Genomic DNA, 22447 nt, shown 5'->3' with positions numbered 1-22447 from the left:
TTCTCCTCACGACGGCAGTAGTGATGAACCGGCGATCACTCCTCTTAGCTCTCACGTCGAGCCTGGCGCTCGGCGGCTGCCTGCGCCCGGATTTCCGGACCGATCAGCTCGACGCGACGGGCACCGGCTCCATCGGTGCCCGCTACACCCTCTCCGCCGGGGACCGCCTCCGGGTCATCGTCTTCGGCCAGGACAACCTCTCGAACATCTACGCGGTCGACGGGGCCGGCAACATCGCCATGCCCCTCATCGGTCTCGTGAAGGTCGGCGGCCAGCCCACCAGCCAGGCGGCGCGGACCATCGAGGCCAAGCTCTCGGCCGGATTCGTCCGCGAGCCCCACGTCACCGTGGAGGTGGACGCCTACCGGCCGTTCTACATCCTCGGCGAAGTCACGACCTCGGGTCAGTATCCCTACGTCAACGGCATGGCCGTGGAGACCGCGGTGGCGATCGCCGCCGGCTTCGGGCCCCGCGCCGCCCGCGACTACGCGGTTCTCACCCGCGAGGGCCGGGACGGCCTCGTCTCCGGCATCGTGCCGATGACTTACCCGGTGCGCCCCGGTGACACCATCGTGATCAAGGAGCGCTTCTTCTAGGAGCCCCTCGTCCCGGCCGCGGCCGGATGCGGACGATGCCCTCGCGGCGGTTAGGACTCGCCTAACTGAACCGAGAACTATTCCGCTGGTCCGGGCCTTCGCCCGACGCGGCGCGGGTCCCGCCTTAACGGTCCACGCACCGGTCGTGCGCCAAGGTCTCGCGACGGACGAGCGGCCCGGCCGCTCGCGCTACGGTGCGTGGAGCAGCTGTCGTGAACGCGTTCCCCCTCGGTTCGACCGGTGCCAGCGACCCGGGCGCGGCGCTCAGCGCCGCCTCGGGCGGCCTCCCCGCCCAGCGCATCCTGCACGTGTTCCGCGCGCCCGTGGGCGGCCTGTTCCGCCACGTGGTCGATCTCGCCCGCCTGCAGGCCTCGGCGGGCCATCAGGTCGGCATCGTCTGCGACGCCTCCACCGGCGGCGAGCGCGCCGCCCAGGCCCTGGCCGAGCTCGCGCCCAGCCTCGCCCTCGGCATCACCCGCCTGCCGATGCGGCGCAACCCGCATCCCTCCGACCTCGCGGCGCTCCGCACCATCGCCCGGCGCGCCGCGGCGGTGGGGGCCACCGTCCTGCACGGGCACGGGGCCAAGGGCGGCGTCTACGCCCGCCTGGCCGTGGTGCCCGGCCCCGCGCCGATCCGCGCCTACACGCCCCACGGGGGCAGCTACAATTACAAGCCCGGCACCCTGCGCCATCGGTTCTACATGGGCCTCGAGCGCCTGATGGGCCTGCGCACCGACGTGTTCCTGTTCGAGAGCGAGTACGTCGCCGGGCGGCACCGGGCCCATGCGGGGGACCCGCGCCGCATCACCCGCATCGTCCACAACGGGATCAGCGAGGCCGAATTCGCCCCGATCGTGCCGGCCGCGGACCGGGTCGACCTCGTCTATATCGGCGAGTTGCGCGACGCCAAGGGCGTGCCCTTCCTCCTCGACGCCCTCCTGCGCCTACGCGCCGCGGGCCGTCCCCTGCGGCTGCTGATGGTGGGCTCCGGCCCCGATTCCGCCATCCTGTCCGACCGCGTGGTGGCGATGGGCCTCGGCGAGGCGGTGTCCTTCGAGCCGCCGCAGGCGATCCGCCCGGTGCTGGCCCGGGGGCGGCTCATGGTGGTGCCCTCGCTCGCCGAATCCCTCCCCTACGTGGTGCTGGAGGCGGCCGCCGCCTGCCAGCCCCTCGTCGCCACCAATGTCGGGGGCATCCCGGAAATCTTCGGAGCCGCGGCCTCCGACCTTGTGCCGCCCCGCGACGGGCAGGCCCTGGCCCAGGCCATCGCGCGGGTCCTCGACGAGGATCCCGAGGCCTCCCGGCAGCGCGTCGAGACCCTGGCGGCCTCGGTTCGGGCCCGCTTCTCCATGACCCGCATGGGCTCCGACGTGCTCTCCGGCTACGCCGCGGCCCTGCGCGCCCGGATGCCCGGTGCGGGCCACGCCGTCGCGCCCACGGCCCCGTGACGCCCGCCCTTCCGTCCCGATCCGACCCGCAACCCCGCTCCCCGTTTCCAAGACGCGTGCCCGAGCCCGGAAGTCAGCCATGAGCGCCTTCGATGTCCGTGACCTGCTGGATGCCGCGGGCCGCTTCGGACCCCAGTCCGAGGGGGGGGCGGCCACGGCGCTGCCGCCCGCCGAGGCGCGGATGCGCCCGGCCGCCCCGAAGCTGCTGTCGCCGGTGGTGCTGGCCGGCTGCGTCCGGATCGCGGAGTTCGCCCTCGTGGCGATTCTCGGGATCGTGATCCAGCGCCTGCAGCTCGCCGGGATCGTGCCGCTGTCGCCCCGCTACCTCGCCGCCACCCTCGGCCTCGCCGCCCTGGCCGTCTGCCTGCTCCAGGCCGTGGGGGCCTACCGGATGGCCGCCTTCCGCACCCTGCGCGGCTCCGCGCTGCGGCTGGTGGGCGCCTGGTCGCTGGCCTTCCTCCTGGCGGCCACCGCCATGGTGTTCGCCAAGATCGCCGACCACTATTCCCGGGTCTGGATGGCCAGCGTCTTCGTCGCCGGCCTCGCCGCCCTCCTGACCGGCCGCCTCGCCCTGGCGCGGTTCATCACGGCCCGGAAGCAGCGCGGCCATTTCGACCGCCGCACTGCCATCGTCGGCGGCGGCCCCGTCGCCGAGGACCTGATCCGCGCCCTCGACGCGGAAGCGGAGTCCGGCGTGCGCATCGTCGGCGTGTTCGACGACCGCGGCGACATGCGCTCCGACACGGTGGTGGCCGGCTACCCGAAGCTCGGCACCGTGAGCGACCTCGTCGCCTATGCCCGCACCACGCGCCTCGACCTCATCATCTTCACGATCCCGATCGCCGCCGAGGACCGCATCCTGCAGATGCTGGCCAAGCTCTGGGTCCTGCCCATCGACATCCGGCTCTCGGCCCAGGCCTCGAAGCTGCGCCTGCGCCCGCGGGCCTATTCCTATCTCGGCGCGGTGCCGGTGCTCGACATCTTCGACAAGCCGATGGCCGACTGGGACATCGTCGCCAAGAGCATCTTCGACCGGGTGGTCGGCTGCGCGATGCTGGTGGTCCTGGCGCCCGTGATGCTGGCGGTCGCCCTGGCGGTGCGCCTCGGTTCGCCCGGGCCGGTGCTGTTCCGGCAGAAGCGCTACGGCTTCAACAACGAGCTGATCGAGGTCTACAAGTTCCGCTCGATGTACGTGAACCAGAGCGATGCCGGCGCGGCCCGGCTGGTCACGCGGGACGACCCGCGCGTGACCCCGGTGGGCCGGTTCATCCGCAAGACCTCGCTCGACGAACTGCCGCAGCTGTTCAACGTCATCAAGGGCGAGCTCTCCCTCGTCGGTCCCCGGCCGCACGCCCTCCAGGCCAAGGCCGCCAACACCCTCTACGACCAGGTGGTGGACGGCTACTTCGCCCGCCACAAGGTCAAGCCCGGCATCACCGGCTGGGCCCAGGTCAACGGCTGGCGCGGCGAGACCGACACCAGCGACAAGATCCAGAAGCGCGTCGAGCACGACCTGCACTACATCGAGAACTGGTCGATCCTGTTCGACGTGAAGATCATGCTGGCGACCCCGGTCTCGCTGTTCCGGACCCGGAACGCGTACTGAATCGACGGGCCCGCCGCCCCCGGAACGCGACAAGGGCCGCCCCCCGGGAGGGGGCGGCCCTTGTGCCGTTCGCGGGATCGAGGCGGCGAGGGCCTACGGCAGGGCGCCGGCCTTCTTCTTGGCCTCGGTCATTGTGTCCTCGCAGCCCTTCATGTCACCGGCCTTGTCCTGGGCACGCGCCTTCTTGATCAGGTCGCGGGCCTCGGAGATGCCACCGGCGCTGGCCGTGGTGGACGGGTCGGTCGGCTTTCCCTTGGGGGCGTGATCGAGGGCCTTGTCCGAGTGCGAGGAGGTCGGGCCGCCGGGCGGCTCCTTGCCCGTGACCTGCTCGGCGCCGGCGCTGTCGAGGCGGCGCTCGATCGTGGCGATCTGCTCCGAGCAGGACGAGGCGACGGCGGGTCCGGCCGCGCCGAGCAGGATGAGGGCGGCGGGCAGGACGGTGGTGATCCGCATGGATGGGCTCTCCGGGTGGGTCGGCCGCCCCGCGGGCAGCCTTACTTCATCAGGGTCGCCAGAGAGACGCCTGCGGGCGACGAGAGTTCCTTCGCGTCGATGGTCCCCTCGGCATCCGGGTCTGCGGCTTTGAAGCGCGCCGCCACCACGGCGAGGTATTCCTTCTTGTCGAGGGTGCCGTCGCTGTCCGGATCGGCGGCCTTCAGCTCGGCGGGGGTCAGGAGGCCGTTCAGCTCCTTGGCGTCGAGGGTGCCGTCCTTGTCGGGGTCGAGCATGTCGAACTTCTTGGAGGCGGCGGCCTGCGCCTCGGCGAGGTCGATGGTGCCGTCCTTGTCCGGATCGAAGGCCGAGACGTCGGCCGCGAAGGCAGGAGCGGCGCCGAGCAGGACGGCGAGGAGGGTGACGGCGGACAGGCGGGACGACATCTCTGAATACTCCGAAGATCATCGGGAAGAACTGTCAGGTACTTCCCCGAGAAGGACATGACCGGGGCGAGTCGGCCCGAGTCATGGCGAGTCGAGTCGACGACTCAACTTGCCATCTGGTAGAAGAATCGGGAGAATCCGGCAACCCCTGCGGGGATGTTTTGAACTCATGCCTGGGTCGAAGCGGCAAAATCGCTGGATCGTGAGGTCCGGGTGGGGTTTCAGGGGTGAGTTCGGACGGACCAAAAACGAACGGCGCAGCCGCGAGGCTGCGCCGTTCGTCTTGTCAGGCGGAAGATCTGCATTCGGGCCCGGCCTGGTCTTGCCGGGGCGCCGTACGCAGCGACCGCGCGGTTCGGGGGAGGCCCCCGAACCGACGCGTCGGTCTACCAGGTCACCCGGACGCCGCCATAGGCCGAGAGCGGCTGCACCAGGGTCGTGGTGCGCGGATCGTTGATCACGAAGTTGCCCGCGACCGCGCCGGTCTCGGCGAAGGTGCCGAAATTGGCGTAGCGGTTGTTGAACAGGTTGGTGACCAGGGCGAAGACCTGCACGTTCTGGGTGACCTGGATGCTCGTGTTCAGGTTGGCGGTGAAGTAGGGCGGCAGCTTGCGGTTGATGTTCGACTCGTCGCCCCGGTAGTAGGACGAGGAGAAAGCCGACAGGTTCATGCCGAAGGTCCAGATCGGGGTGATCAGGTAGTTGAACCCGGCCTTGAACTGGTGGTTCGGGATCAGCGGCACGTTGTTGCCGCGGCGCACGTTGATCAGGCCGTCATCCGCCAACGGGTTGTTGGGCGAGGACAGTTCGCCCTCGAACTGGAAGGTGGCGTCGATGAGCGCGTAGTTGCCGTAGAGGCTCAGGCGCTCGCCGACATACTCGCCCGAGACCTCGATGCCCTGGCGCTGGGTGGCCGGCACGTTGACGAAGTAGCCGCGGGCGGCGTTGCCCGGCACCGCGACCTGCAGGATGTCGTTGCGCAGGTCCGTGCGGAAGGCGCCGATCTTGTAGTTGAACAGGCCGTTCTCGTAGAAGTTCGGCACGGTGCCGCGGAAACCAACCTCGTAGGTCTGGCCGGTGACCTGCTTGAGCGGCGGATCGGCCACGAGCGAGTTCGGCAGCAGGCAGGGCCGGTCGGGATTGGCGCAGGCGAGCTCGAGGGGCGTCGGGGCGCGGTTCGACTCGGAGTAGCCGCCGTAGAGGTTCAGCCAGGGGAAGAACCGGTAGGTGGCGCCCACGACCGGGTTCACCTTGGTGAAGTAGTGCGTGCCCGTCACGTCCGGGGAGAAGCCGGTCTGGTCCTGGGTCGAGATCCGGGCGAAGTTGAGCCGGGCGCCGGCGGTGAGCGACAGGGCGTCGGTGACGTCGAAGGTGTCGAGGGCGTAGAGGCCCATGTAGAGGTTCGAGCCGGTGACGTTGCTGGGCGCGATGCCGAGGGCCGCCGCCGTGCGGATCGCCTCGGTGCCGAGGCCCGGGATGGTGCCGTAGTTCGGGTTCAGCGGATCGGTGGTGACGCTGAGATCCGGGTTGATCACGCCGAGCGTGCTCGAGGACTTGTAGGAGTAGTTGGCCGCATCGATGCTGCCGCCGACCACGAAGGTGTTGTTGTGGCCGAAGACCTGGTCGCGGTTGGTGGCCTGCAGCGTTCCGCCGTAGCCGACCGCCTCGGTGCGGATGGTGTCGAGGGTGCCGTAGGGGACGCCCGTGGTGAACGGGATGCGCTGGCCCTGGCGCCCGACGATCGTGAACTGGTCGCGAAAGGCCCGGTCGCTCAGGGCGCCGCGCTCGAAACCGTCATCCTCGAAGCAGAGGAAGCCGCGGTTGCTGGAGCGGGTGCTGCACTGCTCGAAATTGCCGTCGTTGCCGTCGATCACGAACTGGCTCAGGCGGCGCACGTAGGCGTTGCCCTGGAGGTCCCAGGTCGGCGAGACCACGACCTTGCCGGTGACCTGGATCTGGCCCTGCTCGGTGGAGATCGTCTGGGGCGAGGTGAAGATCGCCCGCTCGTTGACGTGGGTGAAGTCCACCGGCGTGGCGGCGGCGGCGCCGAAGAAGGTCTTGGCGCCCGAGGCGATGATGTGGAACTCGGAATCCAGGGTCTTGTGGCCGAGATCGGCGTAGACGCGGCCGATCTCCGAGGGCGACCGGAAGCGCCAGCCGCCGTCGCGCAGGCCCTCGCCGGCGAAGTAGAAGCTCCAGGGTCCGATGACCTCGCCGTATTGCAGGGAGCCGCTGATGCGCCCGTCGGAGCCGCCGCTGACGGTGACCTCCTTGCCCTGCCAGGTGAAGCCGTTCTTCATCTCGATGTTGACGGCGCCGCCCAGGGCGTTGAGGCCGAAGACGGGGTTGCCGGTGACGATGTCGATCCGGTTGATCGCCACCGAGGGGATCAGGTCCCAGTTCACCACGTCGCCGAAGGCTTCGTTGATGCGCACGCCGTTCTGGTAGACGGCGAGGCCCTGCGGGGCGCCCTGCAGCGGCGAGGCGTCGAAGCCCCGATAGGTCAGGGTCTGGCGGAAGCTGTTGCCCTGCCCGTCCGACAGGTTCACGCCCGGCGTCTTGCGCGCGAGGGTGAAGGTCGGGTCGAGGGTCGCCCGGTCCTGGGCGAAGTCGGCCGCCGTGACGGTCTCGACCGTGTTGGGGATCCTGTAGAGCGAGACGCCGCCGCCGCCGCCCGTGGCGCTCACCGGCGTGGTCGCCACCACGTCGAGTTCGCTCAGCGTCACCGCCTGCTGCCCACCCGCCGGCGCGACGCCCTGGGCGCAGACCGCGCCCGGGATCAGTGCCACCGACAGCAACAGGCTGCCGCGCAAGGTCCGCTTCATCATCCCCAGCCCCTCGGTCGTCTTGGTGTCCCTGCCCCTTGTCCGGGGCTTCGGTCACACCTTTGAGAGGATCCAGGATGAAGAACAATCGTGCGGCGGGCCGTTTCCGTGGATTTGCGGCGCCAAAGCTTGCTTGGCCGTCCGGCGTGGCGTCGCGGACACAATTTCGGGCCTGATTTCAAGGCCTTAAGGACGTTTCAGCAAGGCACCCGGGATAAACTGGCAATGGCGACCGCAAGGGCGCGGGCCGGGGCCGGCCCCCTGCCCTCAAAGGCGCGCCTGGATTCGCCGGGCGATCTCGCCGAGGCGCTGTTCCAGCAGGGTCGGGACCTCGCAGACATAGGTCAGGGACTGGCTGCGCTCCTGGAAGATGCGCCGGTCCCAGGTGAACTTGGTCTCCAGCTCGGAGGCGTCCTTGGGGATGTCGCGGGCGTCCTGGGCGCTCGGACCGTCCTTGGTGGCGCTGATCTGATCGGCCTCGTCGCGGATGCGCTCGGCCATGCGGCGCTGCCCCTGGGCGTAGCGGCCGATGCCCGAGATCACCTTGTTGCGCTCGCCGTTGATGACCTCGAACACGCCGGCGAAGACGCGGGTCAGGCGCTTGTCCTTCTCGGGGCCGACCTTGGCGGCGAAGGCGTCGAGGAGCGGGTCGACCTCGTCGAGGGCGGTGCGCCGCGAGGCGATCTTCTGGGCGAGCGCCGCCGCTTCGAAATCGTCACCCCAGGCGCCGGCGGCCTCGAGGTCCGGCCCGGTCCAGACCGTACCGGGGCTGAGGGTCGAGACCTTGCGCTGGACGCAGGGCCAGTCGGGATCGCCCTTGGGCTGCGCCAGGGCCGTTCCGGCCCCGAGGGCGAGGGCGGCGAGGCTCATCAGGGTACGGGCGGACATCGTGCGAACGGTCATCAGGAATTGTCTCCGGCCGGGCCGCCGCGCCGGGCCATGATGCCACGGCCGGGATCGTAGGCCACGACGGCGAGGGTGAAGAAGGCGAGGGTGGTGCCCACGACCACCGCGCAGGCGACCGGCTCGAACTGCCCGTAGAGGGCGAAGCGCACGAGCTGCACGGCGTGGGAGAAGGGGTTTGCCTGACAGATCCAGTACAGGGTCTCGGAGGATTCGCGGATGCGCCAGAGCGGGTAGAGTGCCGAGGAGGCGAAGAACATCGGGAAGATCACGAAGTTCATCACGCTGGCGAAGTTCTCCAGCTGCTTGACCATGGAAGAGAGCAGCAGGCCGATGGCGCCGAGCATCAGTCCCGAGGCGATGAAGGCCGGCAGCGCCGCCACGTAGCCGATGGCCGGGATGTCGAGCTCCCAGAACCACGCGATGGCCAGGAAGGCGTAGGCCTGCACCACCGAGACGGTGACGCCGGCGATCAGCTTGGCCAGCAGCAGCAGCCAGCGCGGATAGGGGCTGGTGAGCAGCACCTTCATCGAGCCGACCTCGCGGTCGTAGACCATCGAGAGGGAGGATTGCATGCCGTTGAAGAGCTGGATCATCACGGCGAGGCCCGGCACCACGTAGACCTCGTAGAGCACGTAGGTCTGGTAGGGCGGCTCGATCGAGACGCCGAGCGTGTTGCGAAAGCCCGCCGCGAAGATGAACAGCCACACCAGGGGGCGCACGAGCGCCGAGAAGAAGCGCTCCTTCTGGTTGAAGAAGCGCAGCAACTCGCGCCGCACGATGCCGCCGAGGCAGATCAGGTAGCCGACCGCGTCGAGGCGCCCGAGATGGGGCACGGGCGTCTCGGCCTGTGCCGAGACGGCCGGATGGGGGGGCGTGCGCTCGATCGTGCTCATGCGGCCTGCCGGGCGGGTTCGGCGACGAGGCGGCGGAAGGCCGCCTCCAGGGTCTCGTCGCCCCGGGCGATGGAGCCGGCGGTGCCGCGCGCCACGATGCGGCCCTTGTGCAGCACCACCGCGTCGTCGCCCGCGTCGATCTCCTCGAAGATGTGGGTGGCCCAGAGCACCGACAATCCCTCCTCGCGCACCAGGGCACGCACGATGGCGACGATGTCGGCGCGCGATTCGAGATCGAGGCCGACGGTGGGCTCGTCGAGGAGCAGCAGCCGGGGCTCGTGCACCAGGGAACGGGCGATCTCGATGCGGCGGGACTGGCCGCCGGACAGGGTGCGGACCTTGTCGTCCCGCCTGTCGCGCAGCCCGACGCGGGCGAGCAGGCTCTCGATCCGCGCCTTGGCGGCCTTGCGGGTGATGCCGTGCAGGCTGGCGTGGTAGAGCAGGTTCTGCGCGACGGTGAGGTCGGTGTCGAGGGTGCGGGCCTGGAACACCACGCCGAGGCGGGCCAGCGCCCGGCTCGGCTCCCGGTCGAGGGCATGGCCCAGGATCGAGACCCGGCCGTCCTGGTTCGCGTAGAGCCGGGTGATCACCGAGAACAGAGTGGTCTTGCCCGCCCCGTTCGGCCCGAGCAGGGCGGTGAAGTGCCCGCGGGGCACGCTGAGGGAGACGTCGGACAGGGCCGCCCGCGTGCCGAAGCGGTGGCTGACATGGGCGACCTCGAGGGCGGGGCTTGCGCTCACGGCTTCAAGGCCCGCCGGGCGTCGCCGACCGCGTCGAGGCACTCGTCGAACTCGCCCTCCCCCAACTCGCGCTCGGCCACCCGCAGGGCCTTGTTGAGCTTGGGCTGGGCCGCCTCCGGGGCGGGCTTGGCGAGTTCGGCCTTGATCATCGCGATGCCCTCCACGCAGGCGGCCTTGTCGTCCGCGTGGGCGGCGACGCTCCCAAGGACGAGGAGGACGGAGAAGGCAAGAACCGGGGGCGCGCGCATCAACAGGGGTCCTACTTCACGATGAACTTGCCGGTCATGCCCTTGGATTCGAGGCCATGGACCGACCAGGGATACTCCCCGGGCCGGATGGCCACGAACTCGATCGCGATCTCGCCCGGATCGTCGAATTCGAAGTGGTCCGGCGGGCCGCTGCCGTGGATCTCCAGGTGCTGGATGACGATCTGGTTGAACCAGATGTTGCGGAAGAACTCGGTGGCGTAGAACTTGTACTCCTGCCGGCCCTTGGCGACGATCCGCAGGCGGTAGGCCTTGCCGGATTCGAGCTCGATCTCCTTGTTCTCCACGACGAAGTCGTTGCCCTCCTCGGTGCCGAGGACGAGATCGGGCAGGTTCTGGCGCTTCTTCGTCAGGTCGAGGGCCCCGGCCGGACCGGTGGCGAGGAGCGCCGCCAGGGCGAGGGCGGCAAGCTGCATCGTTCGCGTCATTCGTTGTCCTCCCGTTGGCCGCCCGAGGGCGGTGCCGCCTTGGAGCGGTCGTCGTTTTCGATCTCACGGAACTCTCCGCCCCCCTGTGGGGAGGCGTTGGAGGTGGGGCTGGGTGACCCTCAGGCCCCCGGGGCCAGCGGCACCACCCCCACTCCCAACCTCTCCCAACAAGGGGGAGAGGGACGCGTCCAGCTGCCGGAAACGCGGATGAACCAATCCGGAAGCCTTCCTGAGGGGCGCGTGCCTAGTTCGGCGAGACCGCGACCCCCCAGGGCAGAAGCCCCACGGGGATGCTCTTCACCACCTTCTCGGCCGCCACGTCCACCACCGAGATGTCGTTCGAGGAGCCGTTGGTGGAGAACAGCAGCTTCTGGTCCGGCGTAAAGGCGAGCTGCCAGACGCGCTGGCCCACGGGCAGGTACTTCTCCACCGCGTAGGTCTTGGCGTCGATCACCGCGATGCGGTTGGCCGGGCCGAGCGCCACGAAAGCCTTGGTGCCGTCCTTGGTGATGCGGATGCCGACGGGCTGGATCGCCTCGTCGTTCACGCTCGGGATCTTGAAAGTGATCTTCTTGATCACCCGGCGGGCGGCGACGTCGATGACGCTGATGGTGCCGCCGACCTCGGCCGAGACCCAGAGATACTTCCCGTCCGCCGTGAACTCGGCGAAGCGCGGGCGGGCATCGACCAGCACGTTGTCGATCACCGCGAAGGTCGTGGTGTCGATGAAGTGCGCCATGTTGGTGGTCTCGGAGGTGTTCACCAGGATCTTGCCGTCCGGCGACAGGCCCATGCCCTCCGGCTCGACACCCACCGGCACCTCGGCCAGGACCTTGTTCTTCTCGACGTCGATGACGGTGACTTGGCTGTCGTCCTCGTTGGCGACGTAGAGCAGGTTGCCCTGGGGGCCGAGGATGAACTGCTCCGGATCGGGGCCGGAGCGCAGCGAGCGCACCACCTTGCCGGTGCTGGTGTCGAGCACGTCGATGCGGTCGTCGTCGCTGGCGCAGACGAAGAGTTCCTTGCCGTCCTTGCTGGTGGTGACGCCGCGCGGACGCCGGCCGACCTTCCAGGTGCCGGTCACCGCCATCGTCTCGGTGTCGATGACGCTGACGGAGTTGCCCTTCTCGTTGGTGACGTAGACCGTATAGGCCTGCGCCGGCGACACGCCGGCGAGCGACAGGCCCGCCAACGACGGGCCGGCCAGCAAGGCCAGGCCCAGTACCGTACCGGGCGCGCCTGCCCTGAAGCCGCGGCTCATGGGGTTCCTCCTCGGGGCCATCGCTGTGTCGTGCGCGATTGATCGGGCGTTACTATAGTGCAGCCCCGTCTCACGGGGAGCGCGGGACTGCAAGCGGGCACAGGACCGCGTTGCCGCAGGCGGTCGCGGATCGGCCGGGGCCTCCCGCGAACGTGAGGGCTCAATCCGCGAACTTGCAGGTGGTTTCCGGCAGGTCGATGCCGAGGGTGTCGAGCGGCGTGCGCTGGTGGGTGAAGCCCTGCTCGGGCGCCACCGAGACCAGGGCCTTGGGCTGCACCACGATGAGGGGCTGGCGCAGCTGGTGGTCCCAGGGGCGGTAGGTCAGGGAGACGCCCTTGTAGGCCGGCAGGCTGAAGGTCGGCTCGGCGAAATAGGGGGCCAGCACCGCCGGATCGGCGGTCTTCTTCTGAGTCGCCGCCTCGCCCACCGAGCGCACCGCCGCCCAGGCCTGGTAATCGAGGGGCCGCATCAGCCGGCCGCTCTGGCGCCGGAATCGGTTCTGGGCCTGGGCCGCCCCCCAGGTCTCCAGCATCGGGTGCCAGGTGGTGGCGATCAGCCCCTGCGTGCCGGCCACCGGGCGCGGGTCCACGGTGCGGAACGGAACGTAGTCGCCCCAGTCGCCGGCCTCGTCGGCCACCACGGCGAGGTCGTAGTCCACCCCCCGCGTGAAGACCATCGCCTCGGAGCGGGTCGGCGTGTCGCCCCGCGCCTTGGCGAGCGGCCCGAAGGTCCAGGGCTTCTCGGCGTTGATCTTGAGGGCGAACTTCCGGGCCGAGTTCTTGAACGCTTCGGCATAGAGCCGGTCGTTCTCCTGCGGCCCGACGATGAGGAACATCTTGCGCCAGCGCATCAGGGTGAAGAACTGCGCCAGGGCGTCGGTCTGCATCGCCCGGCTGGGGATGACGTGGAAGACGTTGCGCCGGCAATCGGCCCCGCGCAGGCGATCGTCGGGCGCCGCGATGTTGAAGACCGTGACGCCCTGCCCCTTCAGCGCGTCCGCGACGGCGAGCACCTCGTCCGCCGGCAGCGCCACGACGAGGTAGCGGATGCCCCGCCCCGCGAGGTCGCGGGCCGCCGCCACGGCCTTCTGGCCGCCGTCGCGGCCCGAGCCGGGCTCCAGGGCGACCTCGTCCAGCCGGTAGGTCTGCTTGGTGAAGCGGCCGGTGTTGTTGTTGTCCTTCACCGCCATCCGGGCGCCGGCCACGCCCTCGTCCTCCGGCACGGCCTCCGCGTCGTAGGACGAAGGCGCCACCTCCGGCCGGTAGATGAACCCGATCGCGGTCTCGCTCGGGACGATCGCGGGCGCGGCCACGGATCCCTGGGCCGCGGTTTCCTTGGCAACGGGTTCCTGGGCCCATGCGGCCGGGACGCCGGTGAAGCCGAGGCCGAAGAGGCCGAGGGCGAGCGGGGCGAGGAGGATGCGGGCAGGATTGTGCATGTGGCCGGCAGGCTAACAACATTGCGGACCCGCGCTCAATCGCGGATTGATAAGGGCTTTCTAAGGGCTTCGATCCGGCCCCTCGGGAAGGTGCGGGGTCGAGCCCCGGCCGCGTGCGACAAGGGGGCGCCCGTCCGTTTCGCGGCCGTTTCATACGGCGCCCTCAATCGCGCGGAACCGCAAATCGTGCGGAACGGATGGCGCGGGCGGGATCGCGGACCGTGCCGGCGCGTTTCCCGAGCCCCGTCGCTTCCGGCGTCCTGCGGAGAGTTCTCCCCATGGTCCTGTCTTCCAGGGTCCAGTCTTCCATGATCCGGTCTTGCACGGATCGGTCTTCGGTGCCGTCCCCGGCCCGCTCCCGCCTGGGATGGGCCCTCGCCGTCCTGACGGCGGCCGGTGCCCTCGCCGCTCCGGCGCAGGCCGCTCCGGAGAAGGCCGCCATCTTCGGCGTCGAATTGTTCGATCCCGGCGTGGTCGGCGGCCGCAAGGCCCGGCCCGACGAGGTCCGGCGCCTCGGGCTGGTCACCGACGAGTTGCGCAAGGCGCTCGGGGACAGCGTCGAGCCGGTCGACGTGGCGCCCCAGGCCGCCGAGATCGCCAAGCAGGCGCCGCTCTACAAGTGCGACGGCTGCGCCGCCGCCATCGCCAAGACCCTCGGGGCCGACCTCGCGGTCAGCGGCTACGTCGAGAAGGGGTCCAACCAGATCTTCAACCTCACCGTCACCATCGCGGAATCGGCCACCGGCAAGGTCATCCGCGGCGGCCGCGTGGTGATCCGCGCAGACACCGACGACACCTGGGCCCATGCCATGCGCTGGGTGGTGAAGAATCGCATCCTGGCCGAGCCGCTCCCGAACCGGTCGTGATCGGGCAAGCTTTCGACGCCGGGGGGTTTCCCTTCCTCCGGTCCATGCGCTAGGCCCCGTTCAGGCCGGAAGCTCCCGCTCGAGGCCGAACCTGCCCCGGCCGCGCCGTCACGGGTGCGGCGCTTCCCGACCCGGGCGTCGTCGTTGGTCCATCCCGAGCAACCGAAACCCGCGCTGATGTCCTCGTCCCGCGCCTGCCCCCCCTTCGCTTCCGACGCGTCCGTGCCGCGCCTCCTCGTGAGCGTGCGGGACGCGGACGAGGCCGTCCTGGCCGCCCGCGCGGGCGCCGACCTCGTCGATGCCAAGGACCCCGACCGCGGGGCGCTCGGCGCCCTCCCGCCCGACCGCGTCCGCGCCATCATGGCGCGGGTCGCGGGCGAAGCGCGCACCAGCGCGGTGGCGGGCGAGCCGGACCGGCCGGCCCTGCGCCCCTGCATCGACGCCATGGCGGCGACCGGCGTCGGCTTCGTGAAGGTGGCGGTGCGGGCCGCGTGGTCGGACGACGATCTCGCCGAGGCCGCCGGCGCCGCGCCGGGCCGCCTGATCGCGGTGCTGTTCGCCGAGGCGAGCGGCGCCCTCGACCTCGTGCCGCGCCTGGCGCGCGCCGGATTCGTCGGGGCCATGATCGACACCGCCGCCAAGGACGGCCGCCGCCTCACCGACCACCTGCCCCTGCCGGCCCTGGCGGCCTTCACCCGGACCTGCCGGGCGCACGGCCTGGTCTCGGGCCTCGCCGGCTCCCTGGCACTCGCCGACATCGCCATCCTGGCCCCCCTCGGGGCGGGCTATCTCGGGTTTCGCGGCGGCCTCTGCGCGGCAAGCGACCGCAGGGGCGGTCTCGATCCCGCCCGGGTGGCGGAGGCGGTGCGCCTTCTGCGCGCCCAGTCCCGGCGGGACGCCGCCTGATGGGCGCGGGCACCGCCCCGACCGTGGTGAAGATCGGCGGCAGCCTCGTCGCCGATGCCCGCCGCCTGCGGGCGCAGCTCGTGCGCCTCGCCGACGGCGAACTCGGCCCCTGCCTCCTCGTGCCCGGGGGCGGCCCCTTCGCCGACGCGGTGCGGACGACGCAGAGCGCGCTGGGCTTTCCCGACGCCCTCGCCCATCGCCTCGCCCTCGACGCCATGGGTCACATGGCCGAGATTGTTTCGGAATTGGAGCCGCGTCTCGTCGTCGCCCGCGACCTCGCGGCCATCGCGGACGCCCTCGCGGCCGGGCGGGTCCCGGTCTGGGACCCCGTCGCCCTCAAGGCCGGGCATCCCGACATTCCGGAAACCTGGGAGGTCACCTCCGACAGCCTCGCGCTCTGGCTCGCCGGCGCCGTAGGGGCGCCGCTCTGCCTCCTGGTGAAGTCGGTCGACCGCCCCTTGCGCACCCGCTGGACCGACCTCGCCCGGATGGGTCTGGTCGATGCGGCCTTCCCGGCCTTCGCCGAACGCTATCCCGGGCGCATCGAGATCCTCGGCCCCGGCACGGACCTGCGGAGGGCCGCCGCATGAGCACCCCGACGCCATCCGGACCGGTCCCGCCGGCGCAGGGCTCGCCCGAGCACCTCGTCTTCATCACCGGCCGCATGGCCAAGGCGCGCCTGGAGAAGGTCGCCGCCACGCTGCCGCCGGAGCGCTACGCCTGGAGCATCGCCGATGCGGGCGTGAAGGTCGCCGCCCTGATGACGGAGGAGATCATCCGCCGCCGGGTGACGATTCCCGAGGGCGCCACCCGCATCGTCCTGCCCGGGCGCTGCCGGGCCAATCCGGAGGCGCTGGCCGCGCATTTCGGCCTGCCGGTGGAGCGCGGCCCCGACGAGATCGTCGACCTGCCGGCCTATCTGGGACTCGCCGGGCGCCAGGTGGACCTGTCGCGTCACGACCTGCGCATCTTCTCCGAAATCGTCGACGCCTCGAAGATGACGCCCGAGCAGATCCTGGCCAAGGGCCTCGACCTCGCCCGGCGCGGGGCCGACGTGATCGACCTCGGCGGCCTGCCCGACACCGACTTCCCGCATCTCGAGGGTTGCGTTCGGCTGCTGAAGGGCGCCGGACTGAAGGTGAGCGTCGATTCGTTCTCCCTCGACGAGCTGACGCGCGGGGCCCGGGCGGGAGCCGACTACCTACTCAGCCTCAACGAGCAGACCCTGGATCTGGCCTTCGAGACCGACGCCGTGCCGGTGCTGGTGCCGGTGCGGCCCGACGACCTGCCCTCCCTCGACCGGGCCATCGAACGCATGGAGAAGGCCGGGCGGCCCTACATGGCCGACCCGATCCTGGAGCCGATCCATTTCGGCTTCGTCGAGTCGATCACCCGCTACCACGAGACCCGGCGGCGCTGGCCCGGCATCGAGATGATGATGGGCACCGGCAACCTCACCGAGCTGACCGAGGCCGACAGCCTCGGCGTCACCGCCCTGCTGGTGGGCATGTGTTCGGAGCTCGCCATCCGCAACGTGCTCATCGTCCAGGTCTCGAACCACACCCGCCGCACGGTGGAGGAGCACGACGCCGCCCGACGGGTGATGTTCGCGGCCCGTGCCGATTCGGCCCTGCCCAAGGGCTATGGCCGGAGCCTGCTGGCGCTCCACGACAAGCGGCCCTATGTGCAGACCCCGGACGAGATCGCGATGCAGGCGGCCGAGGTGAAGGACCCGAACTACCGCATCGCCGTGGCCGAGGACGGCATCCACGTGTTCAACCGCGACGTCCACGCGATCGGCACCGACGCGATGGCGTTCTTCCCCGACCTCCAGAGAACCGGCGACCTGGCGAGCGACGGCGCCCACGCCTTCTATCTCGGCGGAGAGCTGACCAAGGCCGAGACTGCCTGGCGGCTGGGCAAGCGCTACGTGCAGGACGAGGCCCTGGCCTGGGGCGCGGCCGCCGATGCCGAGGTGGAGGACACCACCGCCTTCAAGAAGGCCGGGCACACGAAGCATTCCGGGCCGTCCGCCGCCGAGACGGCCGCCCGCGACGCGACCCCGGTCGAGGCCGGCGCGGCCTCGCCGGAAACCACCGGGCCAGATCGGACGCCGGCCGCCGACGCGGTGTCGGAGACGCCCCCGGACGCGGACGCGCGCATCGTCTGCGGCAAGCTCGTGCCGGCGGACGAGGCCTGATCCCGTGCCGCTGATCCTCGAGACCGTGGTGACCACCACCGCCCGCGACGGCGCGCTGCACCTGGTGCCGTTCGGGCTGATCCAGGACGGGGCGGACTGGATCCTGGCCCCGTTCCGGCCCTCCCCCACCATCCTCAACCTCGCCGACACCCCGGTCTTCGCCGCCTCGAGCCCCAGCGACGTGCGGGTGATCGCCGGCGCCGTCACCGGCCGGCGCGACTGGGCGACCCTGCCCTGCGACCGGATCGCCGGGCGCCGCCTCGCCGAGAGCTTCGGCCATGCGGAGTTCGAGGTGGTGGCGATCGAGGACGACCCGGTGCGGCCGCGTTACCGGGGACGGATGGTCCATTCGGCCGCGCACATGCCGTTCTTCGGCTATAACCGGGCGCAGGCGGCGGTGCTGGAGGCGGCGATCCTCTCCACCCGCCTGCACATGCTGGAGCCCGACAAGATCCTGACCGAGATGCGCTACCACGCCATCGCGATCGCCAAGACCGCCGGGCCCGCCGAGCGCGAGGCCTGGGACTGGATCGAGGACAAGGTCGCTGCGGCCCTCGGCCGCGACGACCGCATCCTCGAGCGTTCCCCCCCAGCACCCTAGACTGTGCTTTCCCGAGGAGACGAGGACCCGATGAAGCTACTCACTCTGGCGACCGTGGCGGCCTTCGCCGTCGTGTCGTTCGGCGCCCAGGCGCACGGCCCGACCCGCAAGAAGGTCGAGGAGACCGTCGAGATCAACGCGGCTCCCGACAAGGTCTGGGCCGTGATCGGCAACTTCCAGGACATGAGCTGGCTGCCGCCGGTCGAGAAGACCGAGGGCAAGGGCGGCAACGAGGTCAAGGCGACCCGGACGCTGACGCTGAAGGGCGGCGCCACCGTCGACGAAGAGCTGTACAAGTACTCCGCCGAGAAGATGAGCTACTCGTACCGGATCACCAAGGTCGACGTGAAGACCCTGCCGGTGAACGACTACTCCTCCACCCTCAAGGTCGAGGATGCCGGCGGCGGCAAGTCCAAGGTCGTCTGGGACGGCGCCTTCTACCGCGGCTACATGAACAACGATCCGCCGCCCGAGCTGAACGACGAGGCCTCCCAGAAGGCCGTGCGCGGCCTCTATCGCACGGGCCTCGACGCCCTCAAGGCCAAGCTCGAGAAGAGCGGTTCTTGATCGCTCCACGTTCGAGAACGGGGACGGGCCGGCGCTTCGCCGGCCCTCTCCTCCCCGGCCTGCCACGCCTTGGCCCCACGTATCTCGGCCGCACACGTCTCGGCCTCCCGCTTCTCGGCCTGCTGCTGCTCGGCGCGCCGGCCCGGGCCGACGAGGCCCTCGTCACCGCGCAGGGCGCCAACACCCTTGCGATCGTCGATCTCGAAGCCGGCAGCGTGGCCGCCCAGATCCCCATCGACGGCGCGCCCGCCGGCATCGCCCTCTCGCCCGACCGACGGACCGCCTACGTCACCCGCCCCGAGGGGCCGGGCCTCGCGGTGGTCGACCTCGCCACCCGCACGGTGACCCGCACCCTCGCGCTGCCCGGCGGGCCGCTGGGCATCGCGGTCAATCCGAAATCCGGCGCCGTCTACGTGGCCGACTGGTACGGCAGCCGCATCTTCGTGGTTTCGCCCGACGGCACGACGATGGTGACCGAGATCCAGGTCGGCGCCTCCCCGTCCGGCCTCGCCGTGACCCCCGATGGCGCCACGCTGCTGGTCGCCAACCGCGAGGGCGATTCGGTCTCGGTGGTCGACGTCGCCACGGCCCGGGAAGTCCAGAAGATCCCGGTCGGCCAGCATCCGTTCGGCATCACCCTCGATGCCGAAGGCGCCCGTGCCTACACCGCCAACGTGACCTCGAACGACGTCTCGGTGATCGACGTGCCCGGCCGGCTCGAGATCGGACGGGTGACCACCGGCGAGCGGCCCTACGTGATCGCGCTGGCCGGCCCGCGCGGCTTCGTCACCGACCAGTATTCGGGCACCGTCACGGTGTTCAACCTGAAGACGCTGACCAACGTCGCCGCCATCGAGGTCGGCGACCACCCCGAGGGCATCGCCGCCTCCCGCGACGGCCGCACCCTCACGGTGGCGAACTGGGGCTCGAACACCCTGAGTCTGATCGACGCGACCACGCTCACGGTGACGGGCGAGATCAAGGTCCCGGACGGGCCGCGCGCGTTCGGGGATTTCTTGCGGTGAGTATCGGAGGCGGGGTGCGCCGCGCGTGAGGGGCCGGATCGTGCGGAGAGAGGGTACGAGTCTGTCGCCCCGAAGCGGACATTCGTCGGCCTCTCGGAGTGCTCGCACGCTGTACACCGCCTGCGCTCCCACCGGCTTCGGCGTGGACGTGCGGGGGGGCGTCCACGAGGCCCTGTCGTCATGTCAGCTCAGCTCTGCTGCAGATGAAGCGAGGGTGCATATCGACGTCTAGATTCGAGGTCGCTAGATTGCCGATCTCGAAATTCGTTCGGGTCGACATCCCGCCACTGCCTCACGGTTTCAGCAGCACGGGCGTGATGTGCGCGTCACGCCGCTGCGCCAAAGGAAGCGGCTCGCGATTAGACGGTCTGAGACGGTGGCGCGGAGCCGCCCGTCGCCACATCCTGCGAGATGCTCATGCGTGCCGTTACCTACACCGAAGGCGCCCGGATCGATGCGCCGGACGCCCTCCTGGACACGACTTTCCCCGATCCTGTTCCAACCGGACGCGACCTCCTCGTGCGCGTGGAGGCGGTCTCGGTGAACCCGATCGACACGAAGGTGCGTCAGGGCGCCTACAAGCAAGGCTGCGAACCAAAGATCCTCGGCTGGGATGCGGCCGGGATCGTGGTCTCCGTCGGACCGGAGGCGCGCCTGTTCAAGCCCGGCGATGCGGTGTTCTATGCCGGAGCGCTCGACCGGCCGGGTAGCAACGCCGCGTTCCAATGCGTGGACGAGCGCCTCGTCGGTGCCAAGCCGGCCACCCTCGATTTTGCCGCCGCCGCGGCGCTGCCGCTCACGGCCCTGACCGCCTGGGAGATGCTGTTCGACCGGCTCGACGTCGCCAAGCCCGTGCCGGGTGCCGCACCGGCGATCCTAATCGTCGGCGGCGCCGGCGGTGTCGGCTCGATCGCGATTCAGCTCGCCCGGCAGCTTACGGATCTCACCGTGATCGCCACGGCGTCGCGCCCGGAGACGGCGCAATGGTGCCGGGACCTCGGGGCCCACCACGTGATCGACCATGCGAAGCCCCTCGCCGCCGAGGTCGCGGCGCTCGGTCTTCCCGGCGAGCCCGGGTTCGTATTCGCGACCACGCAGACCGGTGCGCATCTCCCGCAGATCATCGAGCTCCTCGCGCCGCAAGGACGCCTCGGCCCGATCGACGACCCCGAGACCCTGGACGTGATGCCGCTCAAGCCCAAGAGCCTGTCGCTGCATTGGGAGCTGATGTTCACCCGCTCGCTGTTCCAGACCGCCGACATGGAACGACAGCACGCGATCCTGACCGAGATCGCCCGCCTGATCGATGCGGGACGGCTGCACACGACGTTGAGCGAGACCTTCGGTCCGATCAACGCCTCCAACCTGGCACGCGCCCACGCGCTCATCGAGAGCGGGAAGGCGAGGGGCAAGGTCGTCCTCGCCGGGTTCAGCGACTAAGCCGGCAGGCGAAGCGTCCCGGCTCGGAACCGGGACGCTTCCTGCATCAGCACGAGATGCCTCCGCGTCGTGGCCTGGACTAACGCTAATTCGACGTCGGCTCTGATGCCGCAGCCACTCGAAAGCGGACCTGCGAAAACCACCCCACCCAAACGTAGCCCATCCTCCACCAAGCTGGCGCGAAGCGAAGCTTCCGGGGTGGCAAACGGATGGGACCGGGCATCAAGCTCCGACCGCGAGAGCCTGCGACCCCCTGCCCCTCAGGCCGCCGCGGGCGGCTCCGGGGCGTCGGGCTCCACGGGCGAGTTGAGGATGTCCTCCAGCTCGTCCACCAGCATGTCGATCTGGTCCTGCGTCGCCAGCACCCGCACGGTCTGGCCGGTTTCGGTGGCGAGGGCGAGCTCGATGCCGCCGCCGGAGCGGGTGGCGAGGATGCGGGCGAGTTTCTGCGGCGTGCTCATGCGCGGGGTCTCTCCAGGGGATCAGGACGGATCGGCGGCCAGCAGCGCCACGGCGACGGCGGGGCCGCAGGTGGAGGCCCAGTCGGCCCCGGCCCCGGCGAGGCGGCCGGCGATCAGGTCGGTGAAGGCGACGACCGGCCGTCCGAGGCGCGTGGCCAGGCGTTCGGCGAGGAAGCGGCCGGCGCCGCACGCCACCACGGGCGCCGCGTCCGGCAGGGGCCGCTGCGAGAGCACCAGGGCCGCCGCATCGTGCAGCAGCCGAAGCTGACGTTCTGCAAAATGGGCCGCCAGGGCGCGCCACTCGGCGGCGCTGCCCTCGTCGCGGTCGCGGCCGACGATGCGGGCGAGGCGGGTCTCGCTCTCGGGAATCGACTTGCCCTTGAGGTCGACGCTGTGCTGCTGATCGGCGCCCTCCGGCAGGTCGCCGAGGATGCGATGGATGTCGGCGGCCGTGGCGAAGGTCTCGGCCATCAGACCGGTGCGCCGGCCCCGGAACGGGGCGTGGTCGGCCAGCGCCACGAGATGCGAGCGCACGACCCCGGTATAGACGAGTTCCCCCGTCTCCAGGCGCTCGGCGTCGCTGTAGCCGGCCGCCACCGGAACCCCGGCGGCGATCGGGATCAAGTCGGCCGTGGTGGAGCCGATATCGACGAGGAGCCCGTCGGCGACGTGGCGGCCGATCAGGGCGGCGGTGGCGTGCCAGTTCGCCGAGGCGATGTCGGCGGCGTGCGCCGCGGCGGCTTCGGGGGTGAGGAGGCCGGACCGGCCGGCATAGATCCGCACCCGGCCGGTGAGGGTCGCCTCGGCCCAGGCGGAAATCTGCCGCACGCCGTCGGTGCGGCCGGCGAAGCAGTCGGTGAGTTCCCCCGTCATGGTGACGACGTGATCGGCCGTGTCCCGCGCCCAGTCGGGCAGCTGCGCCAGGGTCTCGTCGAGGGCGGGAAGCCCCCGCCAGAGGCGGCAGGGCGCCTGCACCACGGCCGCGACGCGGCCGTCGCGGACCAGGGCCGCCTTGACATGGACCCCGCCGAGATCCCAGCCGATCACCGGCGTGTCAGGGGATGGAGTCTGTGGGGTCACGGGCAGGCCTGAACAC

23 protein-coding genes are annotated in these 22447 nt (G+C 70.5%); 11 read left to right on the top strand and 12 right to left on the bottom strand.

Annotation, left to right across the window (positions count from 1 at the left end):
• Positions 1-23: 23 nt before the first annotated feature.
• The 3 genes from ASG51_RS20795 to ASG51_RS20785 all read left to right on the top strand — a co-directional run bounded on the left by ASG51_RS20795 (position 24) and on the right by ASG51_RS20785 (position 3650).
• Positions 24-596: a polysaccharide biosynthesis/export family protein gene (locus ASG51_RS20795; RefSeq protein ID WP_056220364.1), complete on the top strand. Its 573-nt coding sequence runs from the start codon at positions 24-26 to the stop codon at positions 594-596.
• 299 nt (positions 597-895) lie between these two features.
• Positions 896-2044: a glycosyltransferase family 4 protein gene (locus ASG51_RS20790; RefSeq protein WP_244480214.1), complete on the top strand. Its 1149-nt coding sequence runs from the start codon at positions 896-898 to the stop codon at positions 2042-2044.
• 79 nt (positions 2045-2123) lie between these two features.
• Positions 2124-3650 (top strand): undecaprenyl-phosphate glucose phosphotransferase, encoded by a 1527-nt coding sequence (locus tag ASG51_RS20785; protein ID WP_056220358.1) that lies wholly within the window; start codon positions 2124-2126, stop codon positions 3648-3650.
• A gap of 93 nt (positions 3651-3743) precedes the next feature.
• On the opposite strand, the gene ASG51_RS20780 is transcribed toward ASG51_RS20785, so the two are convergent.
• From ASG51_RS20780 to ASG51_RS20735, 10 genes are all read right to left on the bottom strand, one after another.
• Positions 3744-4103 carry a hypothetical protein gene (locus ASG51_RS20780; RefSeq protein WP_056220355.1) on the bottom strand — a complete coding sequence of 120 codons (360 nt, stop codon included), beginning with the start codon at positions 4101-4103 and terminating at the stop codon, positions 3744-3746.
• A gap of 41 nt (positions 4104-4144) precedes the next feature.
• Complete coding sequence (locus ASG51_RS20775) at positions 4145-4528, bottom strand: calcium-binding protein (protein WP_056348648.1); 384 nt, start codon at positions 4526-4528, stop codon at positions 4145-4147.
• A gap of 386 nt (positions 4529-4914) precedes the next feature.
• Positions 4915-7356 carry a TonB-dependent receptor gene (locus tag ASG51_RS20770; RefSeq protein WP_056220349.1) on the bottom strand — a complete coding sequence of 814 codons (2442 nt, stop codon included), beginning with the start codon at positions 7354-7356 and terminating at the stop codon, positions 4915-4917.
• 264 nt (positions 7357-7620) lie between these two features.
• The gene (locus ASG51_RS20765) at positions 7621-8256 is read right to left on the bottom strand and encodes a hypothetical protein (RefSeq protein ID WP_056382773.1); all 636 of its coding nucleotides are present in this window, start codon (positions 8254-8256) and stop codon (positions 7621-7623) included.
• Positions 8256-9152 carry an ABC transporter permease gene (locus ASG51_RS20760; RefSeq protein ID WP_056270653.1) on the bottom strand — a complete coding sequence of 299 codons (897 nt, stop codon included), beginning with the start codon at positions 9150-9152 and terminating at the stop codon, positions 8256-8258. Before ASG51_RS20760 ends, ASG51_RS20765 begins: the two co-directional genes overlap by 1 nt.
• Entirely contained in the window at positions 9149-9892 is a 744-nt protein-coding gene (locus ASG51_RS20755) for an ABC transporter ATP-binding protein (protein ID WP_056270651.1), read from the bottom strand. Before ASG51_RS20755 ends, ASG51_RS20760 begins: the two co-directional genes overlap by 4 nt.
• A complete protein-coding gene (locus tag ASG51_RS20750; RefSeq protein WP_056270649.1) occupies positions 9889-10140 on the bottom strand; it encodes a hypothetical protein in 252 nt (83 codons plus the stop codon). Before ASG51_RS20750 ends, ASG51_RS20755 begins: the two co-directional genes overlap by 4 nt.
• Before the next feature lie 11 nt (positions 10141-10151).
• Positions 10152-10586, bottom strand: coding sequence for a hypothetical protein (locus tag ASG51_RS20745; protein WP_056382771.1), 435 nt, complete (start codon positions 10584-10586; stop codon positions 10152-10154).
• Between the two features lie 244 nt (positions 10587-10830).
• The gene (locus ASG51_RS20740; RefSeq protein ID WP_056220338.1) at positions 10831-11847 is read right to left on the bottom strand and encodes a YVTN family beta-propeller repeat protein; all 1017 of its coding nucleotides are present in this window, start codon (positions 11845-11847) and stop codon (positions 10831-10833) included.
• 160 nt (positions 11848-12007) lie between these two features.
• Entirely contained in the window at positions 12008-13285 is a 1278-nt protein-coding gene (locus ASG51_RS20735; RefSeq protein ID WP_082514162.1) for an ABC transporter substrate-binding protein, read from the bottom strand.
• Positions 13286-13647: 362 nt separating this feature from the next.
• On the opposite strand from ASG51_RS20735, the gene ASG51_RS20730 reads away from it, so the two are divergent.
• The 8 genes from ASG51_RS20730 to ASG51_RS20695 all read left to right on the top strand — a co-directional run bounded on the left by ASG51_RS20730 (position 13648) and on the right by ASG51_RS20695 (position 20890).
• On the top strand, positions 13648-14151 hold the full coding sequence (locus tag ASG51_RS20730; RefSeq protein WP_056270640.1) for a DUF3280 domain-containing protein: 504 nt from the start codon (positions 13648-13650) through the stop codon (positions 14149-14151).
• Positions 14152-14328: 177 nt separating this feature from the next.
• The gene (locus ASG51_RS20725; protein ID WP_056382769.1) at positions 14329-15057 is read left to right on the top strand and encodes a (5-formylfuran-3-yl)methyl phosphate synthase; all 729 of its coding nucleotides are present in this window, start codon (positions 14329-14331) and stop codon (positions 15055-15057) included.
• Positions 15057-15647: a uridylate kinase gene (locus ASG51_RS20720; RefSeq protein ID WP_056348632.1), complete on the top strand. Its 591-nt coding sequence runs from the start codon at positions 15057-15059 to the stop codon at positions 15645-15647. The genes ASG51_RS20725 and ASG51_RS20720 overlap by 1 nt, the downstream gene beginning before the upstream one ends.
• The gene (locus ASG51_RS20715; RefSeq protein WP_056382767.1) at positions 15644-17257 is read left to right on the top strand and encodes a DUF6513 domain-containing protein; all 1614 of its coding nucleotides are present in this window, start codon (positions 15644-15646) and stop codon (positions 17255-17257) included. The genes ASG51_RS20720 and ASG51_RS20715 overlap by 4 nt, the downstream gene beginning before the upstream one ends.
• 4 nt (positions 17258-17261) lie before the next feature.
• Positions 17262-17858 (top strand): DUF447 domain-containing protein, encoded by a 597-nt coding sequence (locus tag ASG51_RS20710; protein WP_056220330.1) that lies wholly within the window; start codon positions 17262-17264, stop codon positions 17856-17858.
• 30 nt (positions 17859-17888) lie between these two features.
• The gene (locus tag ASG51_RS20705) at positions 17889-18425 is read left to right on the top strand and encodes an SRPBCC family protein (protein WP_056220328.1); all 537 of its coding nucleotides are present in this window, start codon (positions 17889-17891) and stop codon (positions 18423-18425) included.
• Between the two features lie 119 nt (positions 18426-18544).
• Entirely contained in the window at positions 18545-19450 is a 906-nt protein-coding gene (locus ASG51_RS20700; RefSeq protein ID WP_244480213.1) for a beta-propeller fold lactonase family protein, read from the top strand.
• 417 nt (positions 19451-19867) lie between these two features.
• Positions 19868-20890: a zinc-binding alcohol dehydrogenase family protein gene (locus tag ASG51_RS20695; RefSeq protein WP_056270705.1), complete on the top strand. Its 1023-nt coding sequence runs from the start codon at positions 19868-19870 to the stop codon at positions 20888-20890.
• A 260-nt stretch (positions 20891-21150) separates the two neighbouring features.
• Here ASG51_RS20695 and ASG51_RS20690 read toward each other — a convergent pair whose 3' ends face one another.
• A complete protein-coding gene (locus tag ASG51_RS20690; RefSeq protein ID WP_056382765.1) occupies positions 21151-21351 on the bottom strand; it encodes a hypothetical protein in 201 nt (66 codons plus the stop codon).
• Between the two features lie 21 nt (positions 21352-21372).
• Entirely contained in the window at positions 21373-22398 is a 1026-nt protein-coding gene (locus ASG51_RS20685; RefSeq protein WP_244480210.1) for a hydantoinase/oxoprolinase family protein, read from the bottom strand.
• Positions 22399-22447: the final 49 nt, after the last annotated feature.

This window comes from Methylobacterium sp. Leaf465, from assembly GCF_001424705.1.
GTDB lineage: Bacteria > Pseudomonadota > Alphaproteobacteria > Rhizobiales > Beijerinckiaceae > Methylobacterium.
This window is presented reverse-complemented; position numbering and strand designations above follow the sequence as displayed.